Origin of the sequence: Microcella sp. (assembly GCF_019739195.1) — a bacterium.
GTDB lineage: Bacteria > Actinomycetota > Actinomycetes > Actinomycetales > Microbacteriaceae > Microcella.
In genome coordinates, this window is sequence record NZ_JAHHDS010000003.1 from 906,570 (window position 1) to 926,625 (window position 20,056).

Genomic DNA, 20,056 nt, shown 5'->3' on the forward strand with positions numbered 1-20,056 from the left:
TAGCGTGAGCGCCATGACCGCACTCCCTCGAATTCGCGCCCTCGTCGTACTCGCTGTCGCCGCCTCGCTGCTGAGCGGGTGCGCGGCCATGTCGAGCGTCGAGTCGAGCTACGACATGCCCGCCGACGGTGGCGGATTCGAAGGCGGCTCCCCCGCCGTTGGCGCCGATGGCGAGCTCGTCGCCGACGAGTCGAGCGGAGACTTCTCCGACGACCGCTCGGTCATCACGACGGGCTTCTTGTATGTGACGGTGGATGCTCCGCTCGAGTCGGCCGCCGAGGCAGTGTCGATCACCGAGGCCGCCGGCGGCCGGGTCGACGGTCGACAAGAGTTCGCCCCCCAGGGTGGCGATGCGGGAGGTGCCGAACTGACGTTGCGCATTCCCGCCGAGCGGCTCACCGCCACGCTTGACCGCCTGAAAGAGCTCGGCGAGGTCGAAGAACTGCGATTGAGCGCTTCGGACGTGACGCGCGAGGTACAAGACATCGACGCGCGCGTGACCGCCCTGCGCTCGTCGATTACGCGGCTGCTCGCACTGCAAGACGCCGCGGCGACGGTCGAAGACCTCATCGCGCTCGAAACGGCGATCAGCGACCGCCAGGCCGAGCTCGAGAGCCTTGAGGCACAGCAGCGCTTTCTCGCCGATCAGGTGGGTCTCTCGACCATCACCCTCGTGCTCGGCTCGCGCGACGTCGCTCCGGTGACCGAGCCCGACACCTTCGTCACCGGGCTCATCACCGGCTGGGAGGCTCTCGTCGCCTTCGGCTCGGGGCTGCTCGTGCTGCTGGGCGTGCTGCTGCCCTGGCTCGTGTTGCTCGGTCTGCTCGGCCTCGTGGTGCTGCTGATCGTGCGGCGCGCTCGTCGCCGGTCTTCGCCTGTCGATGAGAGCAGCGACGCGACGCGCGAGTAACCGCTCAGGCCTGCGCGGCCTCGACGACGATGAGTAGTGGGGCGTAAAGCGGGTGCGATGGCTCAACGCCCATGACGGTCTCGACGACGTCAGGCGCCGATCGGCTCGCCAGCATCGCAGAGAGTTCGACGCTCTCGGGGTCATCGTCGACCCTGAACTGCAGTGCGGCACCGATCGCGGCGAGCAAGGCCACCGGCTCGATGCCGAGCTCGGCGAGCGCCGTCGCGGGTTCGACGAACCGCTCATGCCGTGAGAGCTTGCGCAGCGGCTGACGGCCGACGCGCGTCACGGGGTCGGCCAACGCCGCATTGGCGAAGCGGCTGAGCGCCGTCTCGCGATAGGCGTCTTGCACCTCGACGGCGAAGCCGTGGCGGGCGACGAGCAACTCTGAGGTCTCGCGCAATGCTGCCTCAACCGACGCGCGCACGGCCGGGTCGGCGACGGCCTCGTGCACGAATTCGTGCCCGGCGGCGCGGCCGAAGTAGGCGCAGGTCGCGTGCCCCGTGTTGACAGTGAAGAGCTTGCGCTCGATCGAGGGGGCGAGGTTGTCGACGAAGTGCGCACCCGGGATGCTCGGAATGGCATCACCGAAGGGCCCCACTTCGATCGCCCACTCGCAGAAGGGCTCGACGCGCACGTCGAGGCCATCGGCAGGGTCGGCTGTCGGCACGATGCGATCGACGGCGGTGTTGGCGAAGATCGCGCGCTCGAGCACCTCGGGCGCATCGGCCAGCTGCGCGGCGATCTCGGTGCGGAGCAGGTCAGTGGCCTGGAGGGCGTTCTCGCAGGCCATGACGATCAGGGGATCAGCATCCGTCGACCGAACCCGCAGGGCGTCGGCGATGACCGGGGCGATGAAGCGCAGTACGGTCGGGCCGACCGCGGTTGTGGCGATGTCGGCCGTCGCGACCGCGGTGACGGCTGCGGCCCGGTCGGCCGCGCTGTCGATCGCGGTGAAGCCCGTGACGGTGTGCTGGCGGCCGCCCGGGCCTATCTCGATGACCCGGTAGCTGTCGGCGGCCTGGATGTCCGCGATCAGGGGGGCGTTCACGTCGACGAAGACGAGGTCGTGACCGGCCTCGTGCAGCAGCAGGCCGATGAAGCCGCGGCCGATGTTGCCCGCGCCGAAGTGAACGGCGGTCATGCTGCGTCGTTGACGTCGCCCAGCAGGTCGAGCACCTGCTGCGGCGACTCGGCCGCGAGCAGCTGCTCGACGGCCGAGTCGTCGCTGAAGACCAGCGCGAGCGACGACAGCACAGCCATGTGGCCGCCGTCTTTGCCCGCGATGGCGGCCACGACCCGAACGGGGTTGCCGTCCCAGTCGATGGGCTCGTCGTACCGCACGATCGTCAAGGCCGAGGCGAGAATCGCCTCTTTCGCCTCGTTGGTGCCGTGCGGAATCGCGAGGCCGTTGCCCATGAAGGTCGAGACCAGGGATTCCCGCTGCCGCATCGCCGCTTCGTAGTCGCTCGTCACGGCGCCCGCAGCCTCGAGCAGGCGGGCCGCTTCGGCGATCGCCTCGTCTCGCGTGCGCGCGGTGCCGCTCAGAACGATGCGGTCGGTGGTCAATACGGTGGTGGTCACGGGAATCCCTGGCCTTTCGCTACTCGAACTCGATCAGCTCTGCTGAGCCTTGATGTGCTCCACGACCATGCCGTACTGCGGGCTGTTCATGAAGTTCTCGACCGAGACGTGCTCTGCGTGCGGCGCTTGACTCTGCGCCCGAGCCGTCAGGTCTTGGTGGGTGATCACCAAGTCTGCCGTCTCGTCGAGGTTCGTGATGGCCTTGTTCGTGACCGTCACACCCTCGACTCCCGCATCTTTGAGCATCTTGCGCAGCACGGTGGCTCCCATGGCGCTCGAACCCATGCCGGCGTCGCAGGCGAAGACCACGGTTGAGATCTTCGTAGCCGTCGACGTCGTGCCGAGCAGGTCGCCCACGCGGCTCTCGCCACCCTTGAGCGTGGCGTTCTGCGACACCGCGTTGGTGAAGCCATCCGCACCCGACTCGAGGGCCTCGAGGTCGCGCTTGCGGCTCGCCCGCAGGATGACCGCGGCGACCAGGAAGGACGCGGCTGCCGACAGGATGACCGAGAGGATGACGCCCACGTAGCTGTCGCTCGCCGTCTGAATGAGGATGGCGAAGATGCTGCCCGGTGACGCCGGAGCGCGCAGACCCGACTCGAAGATCAGGTTCGTCGTGATGCCCGTCATGCCACCGGCGATCATCGCGACGATGAGCAGCGGCTTCATGAGAACGTACGGGAAGTAGATCTCGTGAATGCCACCGAGGAAGTGGATGATGATGGCGCCCGGTGCGGTGGCGCGAGCAATGCCGACACCGAAGAAGGTGAAGGCGAGCAGCAGGCCGAGGCCGGGGCCGGGGTTGGCCTCGAGCAGGAAGAGGATCGACTTGCCGGTGTCGGCGGCCTCTTGAATGCCCAACGGGGTCAGCACGCCCTGGTTGATGGCGTTGTTCAAGAAGAGCACCTTGCCGGGCTCGATGACGAGGCTCGCGAGCGGCAGAAGTCCGGTCTCGGTGAGGAACTTCGCACCGGCACCGAGCGCGTCGCTCAGCACGGTGACGACGGGCGCGATGCCGAAGAAGGCACCGAGCGCGAGACCGAAGCCGAGGATTCCGGCCGAGAAGTTGTCGACGAGCATCTCGAAGCCGGCGCGAATCTTGCCGGCCCAGAGGTTGTCGACCTTCTTCATGAGCCAGGCCGCGAGCGGACCCACGATCATGGCGCCGAGGAACATCGGGATCGTTGTACCGACGATGACGCCCATGGTCGCGATCGAGGCCACCACGCCACCGCGCGTGCCGTAGACCATGCGGCCCGCGGTGTTGGCAATGAGCAGCGGCAGCAAGTACACGATCATCGGGCCGACGAGGGCTTCGAGGGTCGCGTTCGGGGTCCAGCCGGTCGGAATGAAGAAGGCGGTGATGAAGCCCCACGCGATGAAGGCCGCGATGTTGGGCATGATCATCCCGCTGAGGAAGGTTCCGAATCGTTGGACCCGGACCCTCGCGCTCGTGCGAGGTGCTGACGTCGTCGTCATGGGTGTCGCTCCTTGTTGTGAGGGGTGATGCTGTTGGTTAGGGATGGGTGGTGGGTGCGTCGAGCACCGCCTGGCGGGCGGCTTCGGCGCTCTCGGCCGACACGGCGAGTGCGGCGAGTCTGCGGGCGTCGTCGAGGGAGTGCAGGGCCAGTTCGGCCCGCACGTCGGCGATCGCGGAGGATGACATCGAGAGACTCGTGGCGCCGAGGCCCACGAGCACGACGGCCAGCAGCGGGTCGGCCGCGGCCTCGCCGCAGATGCCGACCGGCACGTCGTGCTCGCGGCCGGCGGTGCCGACCTGCTCGATGAGTCGCAGCACCGCGGGGTGCCACGGGTTCTGCAGGTTCGCGACCGTGCCCAGCAGGCGGTCGGCAGCGAAGACGTACTGCGTGAGGTCATTGGTGCCGATGCTCATGAAGTCGACGCGCGGCGCGACGTGGTCGGCGAGGATGGCGCACGAGGGCACCTCGACCATGACGCCCGCGACCTCGATGCCGAGCTCGTGCGCAAGGTCGCAGAAGTACTGCGCTTCTGCAGGCGTCGACACCATGGGCGCCATGACCTGCACCAGGGCCTCGGAGTCAGCCGTCGCCTGCGCGAGCGCTGTGAGCTGGTCGCGCAGCACCTCTTCGTGCGCCGCGAGCGCTCGGAGCCCGCGACGGCCGAGCGCCGGGTTCTCCTCACCCGAGTCGGTGAGAAACGCGAGGGGCTTGTCCGCACCGGCGTCGAGAACGCGCACGACGACCTTCTGGCCGGCGAAGTGGCTGAACACCTCGCGATAAGTGGCCGCCTGCTCGTCGACGCTCGGGGCCTTCTCGGCGCCGAGAAAGAGCACCTCGGTGCGGAAGAGGCCGACGCCTTCGGCGCCGCGAGCAGCCGCTTCACGAGCCGAATCGACCGAGCCAATGTTGGCGAGCAACGGCAAGGCGTGGCCGTCGGCGAGGCGGCCGGGGCCCGAACTCTGAGCGCGAATCGCCTCGAGCGTCTGGGTGCGCTGCAGCGCGAGGTCGATGCGCTCTTGCGCGGGGTCACGCTCGACAGTGCCGTTCTCGGCGTCGACGAGCACGGTGTCGCCGTCGCGCAGCGTGCTCGCCTCGGCAGCACCGACGACGGCCGTGATGCCCTTCTCGCGGGCGAGAATCGCCGTGTGCGACGTCGGGCCCCCGTCGGTCGTCACGAGAGCGAGCACGAGGTCGAGGTCGAGCGTCGCGGTGTCGGCCGGGGCCAAGTCGCGCGCGACAAGCACGAACGGTGTCGGCGAGTCGGGCACGCCCGGTGCGGGCAGCCCCTGCAGGTGGGCGATCGCGCGACGCGCCACATCGTCGAGATCGCCAGCGCGCTCGCCGAGGTAGCCCCCCAGCCCTAAGAGCATGTCGCGAAAGGTCGCCATCGCGGCGTGCACGGCGAACTCGGCCGTGGAGCCATCGTCGGTGCGGTGCTGCACGTCTGCCGCGAGGGCTGGGTCTTCGGCCATCATCGCGAGAGCATCCAGCACCTCGGCCGCGGTGCCGCCCGCTTTCTCGCCCCGCTCGCGCAATTGCGCGGCCGTCGCGGCGAGCGAAGCGGATGCCCGAGCGAACTCGGCGGCAGGCTCGAGCTCGCTCGGGGTGTCGACAGGGTCGGCCACGGGCTCAGGCATGCGCAGCACGGGTCCGACCGTGGTCGCCCGGCCGATGCCGACGCCGCGGATCACCGAGCCTCGAGTGCCAGTACCGCTCATGCGTCGTGGTCTTTCTCGAGGAAGGCCGCGAGTGAGTCGAGCACGGTGTCGGCGTTCTCGCCGTCGACGCGCAGCAAGACCTCGTCGCCGTGCTCGATGCCGAGCGAGACGACGCCCAGAATGCTCGCGGCATTAATCGTGCGCTCGCCCTTCTGCAGTTCGACCGTGCACCCCGAGTCGGTGACCGCCTTCACGAAGAGAGCGGCGGGGCGGGCGTGCAGGCCGTGCGCCGATGCGACGGTGAGAGTGCGTTCAGCCATGAGGAGCTTCTTTCTACGAGTCGAGCGGCGAAGAAACAGTCGAGCGGGAATCGTGGGCGAGCAGCAGTGCCAGAGCCTGACGGGCGGCGCTTGCGTGGTCGTCAGAGTCGAGCAGGTGGGCCGGCACGCCGGTCTCGGCGAGGCCATCGCGCACGGCGACGAAGTGAGCGGCGAGGTGGTGGCCGACCAGCACGATCGACAGCTCGGCTGCGCGCGAGGGCAGTTGATCAACGGCGAGCGGCTCGACGCTCCAGTCGAGCTCGTGCTGCGCGAGCTGCTCACGCAGGGCCCTGGCGAGAAAGGTGCTCGCGACTCCGGCAGCGCAGACGATCGCGACGGTGCGGGTCATGATCGCCTCCTTGCGGTCAACTGCGGAGTCGTGGGCGAGCCACGGGGCGTGCGGGCGGAACGGTGGTGATGACCACTCTGCGCGAGCGCCCGACCGCGTTCCACTAGACCTGCTTCCGACCCTGCGGAAAGTCGGGTGTGTCGCGCCCTCGTCTACAGTGACAAGCACCATGGCCGACAAATACGGGCGGATGCTCGAACTGCTGTTCCAGGCAGACGACTGGGTCACGGCGACCGAGCTCGCCGAGCAGCTCGGGGTGACGACGCGCTCGGTGCGCAGCTACGTCGCGGCCGCGAAGTCGGCCGCGCATCCCCGCGCCATCGTCGCCGCCTCGACGGCGGGCTATCGCCTGAATCGCGAGCAGTACGCCGACTTTCTCGACGAGAGCCGCGAGCGCAGCGGCGGTTCGGCCGAGACTCCGCAAGACCGCGTGCACCACTTGGTGCGGCGGCTCACCGAGTCGCAGCTCGGCATCGACGTGCACGAGCTCGCTGACAGCCTCTTCGTGAGCGAGTCGACGATCGAGGCTGATCTGCGCAAGGTCAAGGCTCTCGTCGAGGGTGCGAGCGCCTCGCTAGAGCGGCGCGGCAGCGTCGTGCGACTCACGGGCAGCGAGGGTGCACGCCGGCGGTTGCTCAGCAGCCTCGTGCAGAGCGAGAGCACGCAGGGAATGCTCGACCTCGATGCGATCGAGAGCGAGTTCGCGCTCGCCGGTCTCGGGGCTTTCAAGACCGAGCTCATCGAGGCGCTCGACGGGGCCGGCTTCTTCATCAACGAGTACGGCATCGACGCGGTGATTCTGCATGTGGCCATCGCCGTCGACCGCGCCCGCCGTGACCAGCACCTGCCTGACGCAGCGACGACGACGGTGCCCGAGCGGCACCTGCCGATCGTGCAGATTCTCGAGCGGCTCACGACCGAGCACTTCGAGGTCGCTCTCACTCTCGCCGACACCGACTACCTGGCCCGACTGCTCATCACGCGCGTCATCGCGCCCGGCAACGGCCCGGCGGGTGAGACGGTCGTCGACGAGGACGACGTCGCGACGGTACGGCGCATTGTCGACCTCGTGCTTGAGGAATATGTCGTCGACTTCCGCGACGAGGCGTTCATCACGCGACTCGCGATCCACCTCGGCAACCTCGTGGCGCGGGCGCGCGAGAACGCGCACACCCGCAACCCCCTCACACGCTCGATCAAGAGCTCGTACCCGCTCATCTTCGACATCGCTGTCTACATCGCGTCGATCGTGCAGAGAGAGCGCGGCATCACGGTCGACGACGATGAGATCTCGTACATCGCCCTCCACCTCGGCTCGCACCTCGAGCGGGTGTCGCGCCGCGAAGAGCGCGTCTCGTGCACGATCGTGTGCCCGAGCTACTACGACCTGCACACGATTCTGCGCACGCGCATCGAGCGCGAGCTCGGCGGCGAAGTGAGCGTTGAGTTCGTGGTGACCCGCACCGACGTCGACCCGCGTGAGCTCACGAGCGATCTCGTCATCTCGACGATTCCGACGACCTCGGCGCGCGACGGAGTCGTCGTCGTGCAACCGTTCCTCACCGATGACGACATCGACGCGATCCGCGCCGCGGCTTCGCGGGTGCGACGTCAACGGCGGCGCGCGCGCATCACTGATGAGCTACTCGAGTACTTCGATGAGCGATTGTTCTTCACTGCGCCGCCCGGCGACGACCCCGAGTCGATCATCCGCGGGCTCGGCGCCGCTCTCGTCGACGCCGACGTCATCGACGAGGCCTACGTCGCCGCCGCACTCGAGCGCGAGCGCATGTCGTCGACAGCCTTCACCGAGACCCTTGCCGTGCCCCACGCCATGGGGCTCACCGCCGAACGCACCGCGATCGCCATTGCCCTCTCGCCGGCGCCGATCGCGTGGGGGGATGCCCGCGTCTCAGTCATCGCCTTCATCGCCTTCTCGGCGGAAGGCCGAGCACGATTCCAACCGCTGTTCGATCAGTTCATCGAGGTCTTCGCGAGTCGTCGTGACGTCGCCGAGCTCGTGCGCGACTCCTCCGACTTCGCCGCTTTCATCGAGCAGCTCGCGCAGCTCATCGAGCGCGGCTGACGGCTACTCGTAGACCTTCACGACGAACCAGCGCGCCGGGTCGCCCTCGTCGCGCACGTCGAACACGCAGCTGCGCCCGTCGTCGGCCGTGGCCTGAAACCGCCAGCCGGTGCAGCTGCGAGGGGCGAGCTCGAGGGCTCGAGCATCCACATCGAGACGACGCCACCACGAAACCGGCTCGGTGATGACGGTCGGGTGATCGGAGACTCGCCATCGGGTGCCCGCCCAGACGAGGCGCAGCGGGCGCCCCTGCTCGTCTGCCCACAGCATCGCGAGCGGATCGGGGTCGTCGGAGGGGAAAGTACGGTGAGCAGGGGCCGGCACGGCAGTCTCGCCTTCACAGGTCGCGCGCACTCCGGCCCGGCGCTCAGCTGATGGGGATCAGTCGAACGTACGTTCGAGCGCCGACACTACGCCGCCGGGCCGCGACACGCCAAGCGCGTCTCTGATCAGCGTCGGGCGACGAGCTCATCGAGCAGGGCTGCGAGCGCCGAAGGCTGCTCGACCGGAGTGACGTGGTCTCCCGGAACGTGCTCGATGCGCGCCTGCGGCACCCTCTCGGCGAGCATCGCCGCTGCGGCCGCATCGAGCACGTAGTCGTCGCGCCCGGCGACGGCGAGCAGGGGAATGCGAAGCTCGCCCAACCGGTCGCTCACGTCGTCGGGGTTCACGAGCACGGCCCGCATGGCCCGCGCGAGGACGCGACGATTGGCCGTTCGCACCTGCTCGATCATGCGCAGGGCGATCTCGCTACCGCGCGCGGCCGGGTCGAACAGGGCGGCGACGATCTGCCGGCCGTACCAGCGCGGTGCTCCGATCGCCATGAGCAGGGCGACGAGGGTGCGGTAGCGGCGACGCTCGGCGGCCGTGCGCGGCGCGAGCGGGGTGTTGACGAGCCCGAGCGCCACGACGCGATCGGGGTGGTCGAGCGCGACCCGCAGCGACGACATTCCACCCCACGAGTGGCCGATCAGGGTCGCCCGCTCTATACCGAGGGCATTCATGATCTGGATGCTTGCGCGAGCATCATCCTGCACCGAGTACTCGCGGCCGGGGTCGCCGCTCGCGCCGTGCCCCGGGGCGTCGATGAGCACGACCCTGTGAGTGGACGCGTACCGCTCGCCGATCGGGCGCCACAGTTCGCGGTCGAGGAAGATGCCGTGCCGCAGCACGAGAACCGGGGCGTCGGGGTGACCGAGCTCGAGCACGGCCAGTTCACCGACGTCGGTGGGGATGCGGTGCTCTCGTGCGGTGACGGATGACATGACGACCTCTCGTGGTGAGTAAACGGTTGTAAACACGAGATATATAAACAGTTGTTTACTAGAGTGTCAAGCATGAGTTCTGCGACCCCCGCTCCGCGCGCTCGCAATCGCCCCGGAGAGGGCGGGCGCCTGCGCGACGACATCGTCGACGCCGCCGACGCCCTGCTCGCCGACGCCGGCTCGGCCGCTCGCCTGAGCTTGCGCGCCATCGCGCGCGAAGTCGGCATCACCGCCCCGGCCATCTACGCGCACTTCTCGACGAAGGAGCAGCTGCTCAGCGCTGTCGTTGCCCGGCGGTTCGGCGGGCTCGCGCAAGCGCTGCAGGACGCGCGGCCCTCCGGCTCGGCCGACGACGAGACGATCGCCGCGATCGCGATCGTGCGTGCGCGAACGGGGGCCTACGTCGCGTACGGCCTCGAGTATCCGGGCGTCTATGCGGCCCTGTTCGGGCCCGACGCCGACCACCTGGGCTTCACCTTCGAGGGCTCGCCGGGCGAAGAGGTGTTCGCGGCGCTGCTCGATCCGGTGTCGATCGCGCTCGGCGACCGCGCCGACGCCCTGGCCGTGGCGACCGACCTGTGGGTGGCCATGCACGGCATCGTGACCCTGCGGTCGAGCCAGCGCGGCTTCGTCTGGGGCGACCTCGATGCGCAGCTCGACCGCGTGGTGGGCGCCCTGCTGGCCGCTGCACCCACACGCTAGCCTCGACTCATGCCGCTGACCGGAGAGTACGCACCGAGCACATCTGCCTGGGCCCGTGAGCAGGCCGAGCTCTACGAGCGCACGAACGGCGCCGAGGGCAATGACTTGCGCGGCCGAAAGATCATCGTGCTCACGACTCTCGGTGCCAAGACGGGCAAGCTGCGCAAGACCGCGCTCATGCGCGTCGAGCACGAGGGCTCGTACGCCGTCATCGCGTCGAAGGGCGGAGCGCCCGAGAACCCCGTGTGGCACCACAACCTGCTGGCCGAGTCGCTGTGCGAGTTGCACGACATGGCCTCGAAGCGCGACTACCGCGCGCGGCTCGTCGAGGGCGACGAGCGTGCGATCTGGTGGGCTCGGGCGTGCGCGGTCTGGCCCGACTACGAGCAGTACCAGCAGAAGACCGCCCGCCAGATTCCGGTCTGGGTGCTCGACCCGATCTAGCTGCGCGTCGGCCCCAGATTAACCCCATATCGACGAAACCCTCGCTCGTAAGCGCCACTTTGCCCCAGATCTGGGGGTGGGTGCGCGCGGTGGGCGCGCCTAGGGGCGACGCTGCAGCAGGTCTTCGGCCGCGACCCACGCGAGCATCGCGCACTTGACGCGCGCAACGAACTTCGAGACTCCGCTGAGGGCGGCAGCGTCGCCGAAGCGCTCTTCGTCGAGCGGAATCGCCCCGCGCGAGCGCAGTGCCTCGCGAAACTCGTCGATGAGCGCCGTCAGTTCCGCCGTGGTCCACGAGGCGCCCTCATCGACCGACTCCTGAGCGAGGGTGGCCAGCAGCGAGGCGCTCGCCTGCGAGATCGAGCATCCCGCGCCCTCCCAGGCGACCGACTCGATGCGCTCACCGGCGGCATCCCACCGCAAGGCGAGCGTGATCTCGTCGCCGCACACCGGGTTGCGTTGGTGGCTTGTCTCCTCGCCCACCTCGAGCCCGACGCCGTGCGGGTGCTTCGAGTGGTCGAGGATGATCTGCTGATAGAGCTGCTCGAGTCCGCTCACGGCTGCTCCCCCTCACTGAGACCGAAGAACGGGCGGATGCTCGCGACAGCCTCGATCGCCCGATCGAGCTCAGCCGCGGTCGTGTGCACCCCGGCGCTGAGGCGCAGGCTCGCCGTGACGCCGAAGCGCCGGTGCAGCGGCTGCGCGCAGTGGTGGCCGACGCGCGCCGCAATGCCGACCTCGTCGAGCACCTGCCCGGCGTCGTGCGCGTGCACGCCGTCGACGACGATGCTCGCGAGCGCGACGCGCTCAGCGCTCGCGCCGAGCACGCGGATGCCGGGCACGGTCGCGAGGCCAGCGAGCAGTCGCTGACCGAGCACGTGCTCGGTCGCGGCGATGCGCTCCATGCCGATCTCTTGCACGAAGCGGATGGCCGCCGCGAGCCCGACCGCCTGCGCGATGCGCGGTGTGCCGGGTTCGAAGCGCTGCGGCGAGGGCAGATACTCGGCCTTTTCCATCGTGACCGTCGTGATCATCGAGCCGCCGTAGAGGAAGGGAGGCAGTGCATCCAGAAGGTCAGCGCGTCCGTACAGCACGCCGATGCCCGTAGGGCCGTAGAGCTTGTGGCCGCTGAAAACGGCGATGTCGACGTCGAGCTCACGCGGCCGCAGGGGCAAGTGCGGTGCCGACTGGCAGGCGTCGAGCACGGTGAGCGCCCCGGCCGCACGGGCCAGGGGCACGAGCACGTCGAGCGGTGTCACCGCCCCCGTGACGTTCGACACGTGAGTGATCGCGAGCACGCGCGTGCGCTCGCCGATGATGTGCGCGGCCGCTTCGAGGTCGAGCGCGCCGACGTCGAGGCCCTCGCTGACACGAACGGGAATGAATCGCAGAGTCGCCCCGGTGCGCGCCGCGAGCTCTTGCCACGGAATCAAGTTGGCGTGGTGCTCGAGCTCGGTGACGACGATCTCGTCGCCCGGGCCGAGCGCGAACTCGGGGGCCGCGCTCCCTGCTCCGCGGCCGATGCTGGCATTGCCCAGGGCGTAGGCGACGAGGTTGAGCGCCTCGGTCGCGTGGCTCGTGAACACGACCTCGTTCTCGTCGACGCCGAGGAAGCCTGCGACGGTCTGGCGGGCATCCTCGTAGAGCTCCGTCGCCTCGCCCGCGAGCGTGTGGGCTCCGCGATGCACGGCCGCGTTCGACTCGCGATAGAAGGCACTTTCGGCCGCGATCACGACGTCGGGCTTCTGCGCGGTCGCGGCCGAGTCGAGGTAGTTCAGCGGGTGCCCATTGACCTCGCGCGCCAAGATCGGGAAACGCGCGCGGAGACGCGCGATCTCGGCATCGGTCATGGGCGCGGCGGTCACCCCTCCAGGGTAGGCCGTGCCACGGCGACGCGTCTGCCTGGCACGATGCGCCCCGCGCGGTCAAGGGGTCGACAACCAGCGCGTTGCTCGCGTTGCATCAATGCATGAACGAGAACACCAACCCCAGCAATCGCGATGGCGAGCTGTCGGCGGCCGACGAGTCGGTCGCGCCCGACCCCGACACAGGCACGAGCCACACGGTCCTCGGCGGCATCCTGCTGGCGGTCGGCCTCGCGGGAATCGTCTTCTTCTTCGGTCGACCCAGCCCGAGCGACGAGGCCGGGGGGTTTGCGATCTGGAACACCGTGATCGTCGTCAGCTCTGCCCTCTGCGCCGGCGTGGGCGCTTACCTGCTCATGAGAGGGATCTCGCACCGACGTCGACGGTCGTCACGTCGCGGATGACCATGCCGCTGCGCGGCTGCGCCGGCAAACGACTCATGCGCACCCCGAGATGTTGCTCGGGCACCGTGTAGTCGGTGTCGCGCTCAAGCAATTGAATCGCCTCGTCGAGCAGGGCGACCGTCGCGTCTTCTCCGGGGCACCGATGCCCTTCCGCAACGTCTCCAGCACCCTGGGGGACGAGCGCGTTCGGGTCGGGTTCGTCACCCATGAAGCGGCCCGGGTCGAAAGAATCGGGTCGCGCCCACACTGACGGGTCGCGGTTCGTGGCGAAGATGTCGAGCAGCACCCACGCCCCCTCCTCGAACGTGTGGCTCTGCCACTCCAGGGTGCGTGACGCGCGACCGGCGACCGCGGGAAAGAACGGAGCGAACCGCCGGACTTCTTGAGCGACGGCGCGACTGACCTCGTCGCTCGCCACCACGCGCGGTCGCCACTGCGGTGCATGAGCGAGTGCCCACGCGGCCCACACGACGAATCGCGCTACGGCGACCGTCGGACGAAGCACGTTGATGAGCTCGACGGCAGCGACGTCGAGGTCGAGTCGCTGACCGTCGGCGTCGACGAAGTCGGCAATGCGCTCGAGCATCGACTCCGGCGGCGGCGTGACGACCCCTCGCCGTACGTCCGCTATCAGCGCGGCCGCCCATTCCTCAGTCACACGTCGTCGCGCCAGTGAAGCCCACATGGCCGGCCCCGCTGCGCCCGCGTAGTGAATCATGCTGTTCAACTCGGCCGCGAGGGGCTCAAGGCGCTCGGGAGACACCTCGACACCGGCCCATCGGCAGGCAACCCGCGTGAACACCACGGGCAGTTCGTCCATCAGCATGACTTCTGCCTGATCTGACCACTGCACCGCAGCGCGACGCCACTCCTCGCGCAAGATCGCTCGCGCGGTCTCGACCGTTGCGGGGTCTGTCAACGGCAAGAACAGGCTCTTGCGGTGGCGGTGCTCGTGCTCGTCGAGAGACTGCACACTGCCCTCGTCTTGCAGCAGGCGCTTCGTCGTCGGCGGCATCGCCCCGGCTCGTGTGAAGTTGTCGTCGCTGTAGAAGAACCGTGCAGCGCTCGGCCCCCTCAAAACAGTCGCAGGTCTGAGCGCAACGCGAGTGCGAAACGCGTCAACCCCTAGGCGATCGAAACGTCTCTGGCCGAAACGGTAGCCCTCGGCCAAGAACGAAATCGTGCTGTCTCCGAAAGTCTGCGACATGGTCATGCAGGGCACGATAACGTCGCCGTCGCCAGCCTTGCAGGGGGTTGACGAAAGCGCCCTCGCGACCTATTCGGAGGGGCGAGACGGCGCGAGCATCCAGTCGACGGCAGCCTCGGCGTGCAGCCGCGTTGTCGGGAACAGCGGCACCGCGACGTGCTGCTGCTCGACCAGCAGCTCGATCTCGGTGCAGCCGAGCACGATGCCCTGCGAGCCGCGGGCGACAAGCCGCTCGATAATCGCGAGGTACTGCGCCCGCGAGACATCAGAGACCTCACCCAGCACGAGCTCGTCGTAGATCACGCGGTGCACGACGGCCTGATCGTCGTCGTCGGGCACCAGCACCTCGAGGCCGTGCGACGCTATGCGCTCTCGCATGAAGGGCTGCTGCATGGTGAAGCGGGTTCCGAGCATCCCGACCCGATCGAGACCCTCATCGCGCACCGCACGCGCCGTCACATCGCCCAGATGAATCAGCGGGATGCTCACCGCGGCCTCCATCGCCGGCACGACCAGGTGCATGGTGTTGGTGCAGAGCACGATCGCTTCAGCGCCCGCCGCCTCAAGAGCCTGCGCCTCGCGGGCGAGAAGCTCACCGGCGCGCTCCCACTCCCCCGCCGACTGCAGCCGCTCGATGTCGGCGAAGTCGACCGAGACCATCACGAGGTCGGCCGAGTGCACGCCGCCGAGCCGCTCGGCGACGAGCTCGTTGAGCAGCGAATAGTAGAGCGCCGAGCTCTGCCAGCTCATGCCGCCGAGCAGGCCGATGCGGCGCTGACGCAGCTCAGCCACCGAGCTCAACCTCGTAGACGGGAATGAGCACGACAGTGACCAGATCGGCGTCGACTCCGCGCGCGACGAGCAGCGCCTCGAGGTCGTTGGTGTCGGGCAACGGCAACGGGCCCTCTGCTGTCACGGTGACTTCGGTGCCCGTGAAATCGATGCCTTCCAGCCTCCACTCGGTGTTGGCGAGCCACGCGTCGACTTCTTGGTGCACAGCGGCCTCGATGATCGCCTTCGAGCCGATCTGCACGCTCGTGAGCGTCAGGGGCAGACCGATGATGACCAGCATGACGGCGAGCAGGGCAACGGGTTTGCGTAGGCTCGCGCGGTGCGTGCCCTCGGTCGCGCCGATGGCGGCGAGCTTGTTGACGCCGTAAATCGACATCACGACGATGCCCGTGGCGATGATCGCGACGACGTTCGTGACGAACAGCAGCAGAGCACCGAGTGCTTCGCCGACGGCACCCGATTCGAGCGTGAGGCCCACCACCGTGAGCGGCGGCACGAGCGAGATGGCGATGGCCACGCCGGGCAGAGTGTCAGAGATGTCGCGCCGCACGAGTGCGACCGAGCCGACGACCCCTGTGCCGAGGGCGGCGAGCAGGTCGATGAGCCGAGGACTCACGCGACCGGCAACCTGCGAGTTCGTCGCCGCCACGACGTCGCCGGCGACGAGTAGCCCGATGACGAAGCCGATCGCGATCGCCACAGCGGCCCCGGCCACGACCAGCAGCAGTGAGCGCACGAGGTTGCGACGGTCGCCGAGCACCGTCGCGAGCATGGTGCCCTGAATGGGCCCGAGCAAGGGCGCGACGATCATCGCGCCAATCACAGCGGCCGTCGAGTCGGCCACGACTCCTGCCGACGCGATGATCGCCGAGAGCACGAGCAGCATCCAGAACCGGCTGTACCGGGCGGGTGCCTCGGCGCCGTCGAAGAACACCGACTCGCGCATCTGTGTCGGCGTGGCGAAGCGTGACTCCATGCGCTGAATCTAGCCCTCGGCGGGCCGTCGCGCGCCCTCTAGAGTGAAGGCATGATTCGCCACATCGTGCTCTTCAGACTCGCCGCCGATGACGAGGCGCAGCGCCGCGACGACGCTCACGGCATCGCCGAGCGGCTCGAAGCCCTTGAGACGCAGATTGCGGGCATCCAGAGCATTCGGGTCGACCGCGATCTCGGTCTCGTCGACGGCCACTGGGATGTCGCTCTCGTCTCAGAGCACGACGACAACGCGGCCCTCGAGGCCTACCAGGTGCACCCCGCGCACAAGGAAGCCGCGGCCTTCATCGCGAGCGTCATCAGCGACCGCGCCGTGGTCGACTACTCGCTCTAGAGGTCGTGCAGTGTCTGCCGACGAGCCAGCGACGGTGTCGACGCCCCGCATGCCCGCGTGGATGATCGCGCGGCCGGGCGAGCAGCTCAGCATCGAACGGCTACGCGTGCGCCTCGCGGCCTACGTCTACGGCAACATCCTGGTGCTCACGGCCATTGTCATCGCCACCGGCAAGTCGATCGTCGGCGGCGAGGCTGCTCTGCTCGTCACGGTGACAGCACTCACGACCTACAGCGCGCACATTCTGGCCCACGACGTGGGCCAGCAGCTCGGGCGCAGGCGCGGAGAGCACCGGCCGCACATGGCCCACGAGATTCGCGATGCCCTGCCGATTCTCGTGTCGGGCGTCGTGCCCGCAGCGATCCTCTTCATTGCCACCTTTGACATCGTTCCGACGCAACTCGCGCAGTTGATCGCCGCGGTGTGGGTGGTTGGGCGACTGGCCCTCATTGGGTTCATCGTCGAGCGGATGAGCGGCCGTCAGCCGACCTGGCGCACGCTCTCAGGCGGCCTGGCGCTGGCTTTGCTGAGCGCCATCGTCGTGGTGCTCAAAGTGCTCTTCGCGCACTGAGCGCGGCCAGGCTCAACAGCAGTCGTCTGTGCCCGCGTCGCCCGGTTCACCGCGCGACTCTATCAGCTCGCCGATGGGCCTGGCGCAGGTGTCGCCATTCCAGGCCTCGACACCTTCGCGAATCGCGAACGCTCCGATGACGAGCGCGGCCACGGCATCGGCCCAGCCCCACCCGAACAGGGCGTTAGCGACGAGGCCGAGCAGCACCGCGCCTGACAGCAACGAGCAGATGAGGGTCTGCTTCGAGTCGGCGACGACAGTGGCCGAGCCGAGGGCGCGCCCCGTGCGGCGCTGGATGATCGACACGGCCGGCATGACGACAACGCTGATGCTCGCGAGCGCGATGCCGACCGCGCTGGGCTGGGGGTCTGCTGACCCTATGAGCGACAGGGTCGAGCTGATGATCGTGTAAGCAGCGAGGGCGAAGAAGGCGAACGCGATGACGCGCAGCGTCGGCTTCTCGTACCGTTCGGGGTCAAACCGCGAGAACTGCCAGGCGACCGCCGCGGCCGAGAGCACTTCGACGCCTGAGTCGAGCCCGAAGGCGATGAGCGCCGCCGAGTCGGCGGCAGCGCCGGCGACGAGCGCGATGATGCCCTCGATGAGGTTGTAGCCGATCGTAAACGCGACGAGCAGGCGAACGCGGCGACGAAGTAGCGCCGTGCGCTCGGGGTTGGCCGCCGAACCTTCGCGGGTACTGAGGGCGGTCATGCCGGCTCGCAGCAATCGTCGATCGCGGTCGGCACGCACTCGGCAGAGTCGTCGACGGCGAGCACCACACCTAGTAGGTCACGCAGGGCGTGCGCGAGTCGCGCGTCGGCGATCTCGTAGCGCATGCGACGGCCTTCGGGCTCGGCCACGACGATGCCGCAGTCGCGCAGGCAGGCCAGGTGGTTCGACGCGCTCTGCTTGCTGATGTCGAGGTGGTCGACAAGGTCAGCCGGGTAGGCGCTGCCGTCGAGCAGGCGCAACAGAATGCGCGACCGGGTCGGGTCGGCCAGGGCTCGACCGATGCGCAGGATCGCGTCAAGCTGCATCGTGTCGGTCATGGCTTCACAGTACACGCTGGCGTGTACTGTGTGGAGCCGCTCGTACTGTCGGCTCGGCAGAACGGTCAGACGGCGAGCGCGCTCAAGCCGCCATAGACCGCGTAGGCGGGCCAGACGATCGCCTGCAGCAGGCCCACAATGACTCCCCAGAAGCTGCCGTCGCTCTGGCCGATGAAGTAGATCGCCGCGCCGATGTAGGCGAGCAGGCCGAAGAACCCGAGCGGAGCCGCCTGCTGCACTGCCTTGCCTGCCATGAGAGCCTCCTGAGGTCGTCGTGCGTGGTCATCGCACAGCGTACGCCTGCCGCGGGTCGCGTGGAACGCAAGCCCGCGCGGGAGAAGCAAACGGTTGGGCCCCGTAGAATCAAGGTTTGCGCACGAGTCGACACAGCCGGAGGAAACGATGAGCGAACCGCTCGACGTCGCTCACGAAGCGTCGCGTCGCCGCACCATCGCCGTCATCTCGCACCCCGACGCCGGCAAGTCGACGCTGACCGAGGCCCTGCTGCTGCACGCCCAGGCGATCGGCACGGCCGGCGCTGTGCACGGCAAGCGCGGGCGCTCGACCACTGTCTCTGACTTCATGCAGATCGAGCAGCAGCGCGGCATCTCGATCAGTAGCGCATCCATCCAATTCGACTATCGCGACGTCGTCATCAACCTCGTCGACACCCCGGGCCACTCCGACTTCTCTGAAGACACCTACCGCGTGCTGTCGGCGGTGGATGCGGCGATCATGCTCATCGATGCCGCCAAGGGCCTCGAGGCCCAGACCATGAAGCTCTTCGAGGTGTGCCGACGCTGGAACGTGCCCATCATCACAATGGTCAACAAGTGGGATCGCCCGGGCAAGGAAGCGCTCGAGCTCGTCGACGAGATTCGCGAGCGCACCGGCCTGCTGCCGACGCCCATCACGTGGCCCGTGGGCGACGCCGGCTACTTCGAGGGGCTGCTCGACGTCGAGAGCGGCACGATGCAGCGGTTCGAGCGCTCGAGCGGCGGCGCGACGGTGTCGCACTGGACCGAGCTCGAGCCCGATCGCGCCGCAGACGAGCACGGCGCCGCCTGGCACACGGCGCGCGAAGAAGTCGAACTGCTCGCCCTCGACAACCACGTGCACGACACCGCGCGCTTTCTGGCTCGCGAGACCACACCCCTGGTTTTTGGCGCCGCCGTGCACAACATCGGTATTCACATGTTGCTCGACCTCGTCGCGGCCGAGGCTCCCGGTGCCGTGGCGCGCCGCGCGGTCGACGAGACGGCTCGTGCCGTCGACGACGATTTCTCGGGCTATGTCTTCAAGGTGCAGGCCGGCCTCGACTCGGCGCACCGCGACCGCATCGCGTTCTTGCGGGTGTGCTCGGGCCGCTTCGAACGCGGCATGACCGTGACCAACGCCCGCTCGGGCCGCACTGTCACGACGAAGTACGCTCAGCAGCTCTTCGGCAGCGAGCGCGCGACGGTCGAAGAAGCCTGGCCGGGCGACGTCGTCGGGCTCGTCAACGCGACCATGCTGCGCCCAGGCGACACGGTCTATCTGGGCAACGCCGTGCAGTTTCCTGAGCTGCCGCGCTTTGTACCCGAGCACTTCAGCGTCGTGCGAGCCGCCGACCTCTCGAAGTACAAGCAGTTTCGCAAGGGTGTCGAGTCGCTCGAGCAAGAGGGCGTGCTGCAGGTGCTGCGGTCAGAGCGACGCGGGGAACAGCATCCGGTACTCGGCGCTGTCGGCCCCCTGCAGTTCGAGGTCTTCGCCCAGCGCATGGAGCTCGAGTTCTCGTGCCGCGTCATTCTCGAACCCTTGAACTACGAAATGGTCTACCTCACCGACGAAGCGTCGGCACCAGCGCTCGACCGACAGCGCGAGTGCGAGATCGCGCGCCGTGGCGACGGTGTCGTACTCGCCCTCGTCTCGACCCCGTGGCGCGCCCGCTCGATCGCGACGACGAACCCCGAGCTCACGCTGCTCACCGTGACGGGCGAGCCGCTCGTCGGTCGAGCCGCCTAGAAGCCCAGTGCGACGGCGTCGCGACCAGGCGTCGGCAC

The 20,056-nt window shown here is 68.4% G+C and carries 24 protein-coding genes; 8 read left to right on the forward strand and 16 right to left on the reverse strand.

What is annotated here, in order from left to right; genetic code table 11:
- Positions 1-13 precede the first annotated feature (13 nt).
- A complete protein-coding gene (locus tag KL788_RS06130) occupies positions 14-910 on the forward strand; it encodes a DUF4349 domain-containing protein (protein ID WP_293169475.1) in 897 nt (298 codons plus the stop codon).
- Positions 911-914: 4 nt separating this feature from the next.
- Here KL788_RS06130 and KL788_RS06135 read toward each other — a convergent pair whose 3' ends face one another.
- The 6 genes from KL788_RS06135 to KL788_RS06160 are packed head-to-tail and all read right to left on the reverse strand — an operon-like array spanning position 915 to position 6,302.
- Positions 915-2,054: a mannitol-1-phosphate 5-dehydrogenase gene (locus KL788_RS06135; RefSeq protein ID WP_293169477.1), complete on the reverse strand. Its 1,140-nt coding sequence runs from the start codon at positions 2,052-2,054 to the stop codon at positions 915-917.
- Positions 2,051-2,494 carry a PTS sugar transporter subunit IIA gene (locus KL788_RS06140; protein ID WP_293169479.1) on the reverse strand — a complete coding sequence of 148 codons (444 nt, stop codon included), beginning with the start codon at positions 2,492-2,494 and terminating at the stop codon, positions 2,051-2,053. Before KL788_RS06140 ends, KL788_RS06135 begins: the two co-directional genes overlap by 4 nt.
- Before the next feature lie 33 nt (positions 2,495-2,527).
- On the reverse strand, positions 2,528-3,973 hold the full coding sequence (locus tag KL788_RS06145; protein ID WP_293169481.1) for a PTS mannitol transporter subunit IICB: 1,446 nt from the start codon (positions 3,971-3,973) through the stop codon (positions 2,528-2,530).
- A gap of 37 nt (positions 3,974-4,010) precedes the next feature.
- Positions 4,011-5,693, reverse strand: coding sequence for a phosphoenolpyruvate--protein phosphotransferase (ptsP, locus tag KL788_RS06150; protein ID WP_293169483.1), 1,683 nt, complete (start codon positions 5,691-5,693; stop codon positions 4,011-4,013).
- Positions 5,690-5,953, reverse strand: coding sequence for an HPr family phosphocarrier protein (locus KL788_RS06155; protein WP_293169485.1), 264 nt, complete (start codon positions 5,951-5,953; stop codon positions 5,690-5,692). The genes ptsP and KL788_RS06155 overlap by 4 nt, the downstream gene beginning before the upstream one ends.
- Before the next feature lie 13 nt (positions 5,954-5,966).
- The gene (locus KL788_RS06160; protein WP_293169487.1) at positions 5,967-6,302 is read right to left on the reverse strand and encodes a hypothetical protein; all 336 of its coding nucleotides are present in this window, start codon (positions 6,300-6,302) and stop codon (positions 5,967-5,969) included.
- Positions 6,303-6,471: 169 nt separating this feature from the next.
- On the opposite strand from KL788_RS06160, the gene KL788_RS06165 reads away from it, so the two are divergent.
- Positions 6,472-8,388, forward strand: a complete 1,917-nt coding sequence (locus KL788_RS06165; protein WP_293169489.1) for a BglG family transcription antiterminator — start codon at positions 6,472-6,474, stop codon at positions 8,386-8,388.
- A 3-nt stretch (positions 8,389-8,391) separates the two neighbouring features.
- Here KL788_RS06165 and KL788_RS06170 read toward each other — a convergent pair whose 3' ends face one another.
- Positions 8,392-8,712 carry a hypothetical protein gene (locus tag KL788_RS06170; protein WP_293169490.1) on the reverse strand — a complete coding sequence of 107 codons (321 nt, stop codon included), beginning with the start codon at positions 8,710-8,712 and terminating at the stop codon, positions 8,392-8,394.
- A gap of 125 nt (positions 8,713-8,837) precedes the next feature.
- Positions 8,838-9,653 carry an alpha/beta fold hydrolase gene (locus KL788_RS06175; RefSeq protein WP_293169491.1) on the reverse strand — a complete coding sequence of 272 codons (816 nt, stop codon included), beginning with the start codon at positions 9,651-9,653 and terminating at the stop codon, positions 8,838-8,840.
- 72 nt (positions 9,654-9,725) lie between these two features.
- Between KL788_RS06175 and KL788_RS06180 the strand changes: the two genes are divergently transcribed.
- Both KL788_RS06180 and KL788_RS06185 read left to right on the forward strand, forming a co-directional pair.
- Complete coding sequence (locus KL788_RS06180) at positions 9,726-10,355, forward strand: TetR/AcrR family transcriptional regulator (protein ID WP_293169493.1); 630 nt, start codon at positions 9,726-9,728, stop codon at positions 10,353-10,355.
- A 9-nt stretch (positions 10,356-10,364) separates the two neighbouring features.
- On the forward strand, positions 10,365-10,799 hold the full coding sequence (locus tag KL788_RS06185) for a nitroreductase family deazaflavin-dependent oxidoreductase (RefSeq protein ID WP_293169494.1): 435 nt from the start codon (positions 10,365-10,367) through the stop codon (positions 10,797-10,799).
- Between the two features lie 99 nt (positions 10,800-10,898).
- Here KL788_RS06185 and sufU read toward each other — a convergent pair whose 3' ends face one another.
- Both sufU and KL788_RS06195 read right to left on the reverse strand, forming a co-directional pair.
- Positions 10,899-11,357 (reverse strand): Fe-S cluster assembly sulfur transfer protein SufU, encoded by a 459-nt coding sequence (gene sufU / locus KL788_RS06190; protein WP_293169495.1) that lies wholly within the window; start codon positions 11,355-11,357, stop codon positions 10,899-10,901.
- The gene (locus KL788_RS06195) at positions 11,354-12,649 is read right to left on the reverse strand and encodes a SufS family cysteine desulfurase (RefSeq protein WP_293173213.1); all 1,296 of its coding nucleotides are present in this window, start codon (positions 12,647-12,649) and stop codon (positions 11,354-11,356) included. The genes sufU and KL788_RS06195 overlap by 4 nt, the downstream gene beginning before the upstream one ends.
- 119 nt (positions 12,650-12,768) lie before the next feature.
- Between KL788_RS06195 and KL788_RS06200 the strand changes: the two genes are divergently transcribed.
- A complete protein-coding gene (locus KL788_RS06200) occupies positions 12,769-13,068 on the forward strand; it encodes a hypothetical protein (protein ID WP_293169496.1) in 300 nt (99 codons plus the stop codon).
- Here the strand turns inward: KL788_RS06200 and KL788_RS06205 are convergent.
- The 3 genes from KL788_RS06205 to KL788_RS06215 form a co-directional block, all read right to left on the reverse strand.
- Complete coding sequence (locus KL788_RS06205) at positions 13,019-14,281, reverse strand: cytochrome P450 (protein WP_293169497.1); 1,263 nt, start codon at positions 14,279-14,281, stop codon at positions 13,019-13,021. The two genes, KL788_RS06200 and KL788_RS06205, sit on opposite strands and share 50 nt — an antisense overlap.
- Positions 14,282-14,344: 63 nt before the next feature.
- Complete coding sequence (locus KL788_RS06210) at positions 14,345-15,067, reverse strand: aspartate/glutamate racemase family protein (RefSeq protein ID WP_293169498.1); 723 nt, start codon at positions 15,065-15,067, stop codon at positions 14,345-14,347.
- Positions 15,060-16,043 (reverse strand): DUF389 domain-containing protein, encoded by a 984-nt coding sequence (locus tag KL788_RS06215; RefSeq protein WP_293169499.1) that lies wholly within the window; start codon positions 16,041-16,043, stop codon positions 15,060-15,062. The genes KL788_RS06210 and KL788_RS06215 overlap by 8 nt, the downstream gene beginning before the upstream one ends.
- 51 nt (positions 16,044-16,094) lie before the next feature.
- Here KL788_RS06215 and KL788_RS06220 point away from each other — a divergent pair, with 51 nt between their 5' ends.
- Positions 16,095-16,394: a Dabb family protein gene (locus KL788_RS06220; protein ID WP_293169500.1), complete on the forward strand. Its 300-nt coding sequence runs from the start codon at positions 16,095-16,097 to the stop codon at positions 16,392-16,394.
- Positions 16,395-16,404: 10 nt separating this feature from the next.
- Positions 16,405-16,965, forward strand: a complete 561-nt coding sequence (locus KL788_RS06225; protein WP_293169501.1) for a hypothetical protein — start codon at positions 16,405-16,407, stop codon at positions 16,963-16,965.
- Between the two features lie 12 nt (positions 16,966-16,977).
- Here the strand turns inward: KL788_RS06225 and KL788_RS06230 are convergent, their stop codons facing one another.
- From KL788_RS06230 to KL788_RS06240, 3 genes are all read right to left on the reverse strand, one after another.
- A complete protein-coding gene (locus KL788_RS06230) occupies positions 16,978-17,676 on the reverse strand; it encodes a cation transporter (RefSeq protein WP_293169502.1) in 699 nt (232 codons plus the stop codon).
- The gene (cmtR, locus tag KL788_RS06235; RefSeq protein ID WP_293169503.1) at positions 17,673-18,014 is read right to left on the reverse strand and encodes a Cd(II)/Pb(II)-sensing metalloregulatory transcriptional regulator CmtR; all 342 of its coding nucleotides are present in this window, start codon (positions 18,012-18,014) and stop codon (positions 17,673-17,675) included. The genes KL788_RS06230 and cmtR overlap by 4 nt, the downstream gene beginning before the upstream one ends.
- Positions 18,015-18,079: 65 nt before the next feature.
- Positions 18,080-18,268 carry a hypothetical protein gene (locus KL788_RS06240; RefSeq protein WP_293169504.1) on the reverse strand — a complete coding sequence of 63 codons (189 nt, stop codon included), beginning with the start codon at positions 18,266-18,268 and terminating at the stop codon, positions 18,080-18,082.
- 148 nt (positions 18,269-18,416) lie between these two features.
- Between KL788_RS06240 and KL788_RS06245 the strand changes: the two genes are divergently transcribed.
- Complete coding sequence (locus tag KL788_RS06245) at positions 18,417-20,018, forward strand: peptide chain release factor 3 (protein ID WP_293169505.1); 1,602 nt, start codon at positions 18,417-18,419, stop codon at positions 20,016-20,018.
- Positions 20,019-20,056 lie beyond the last annotated feature (38 nt).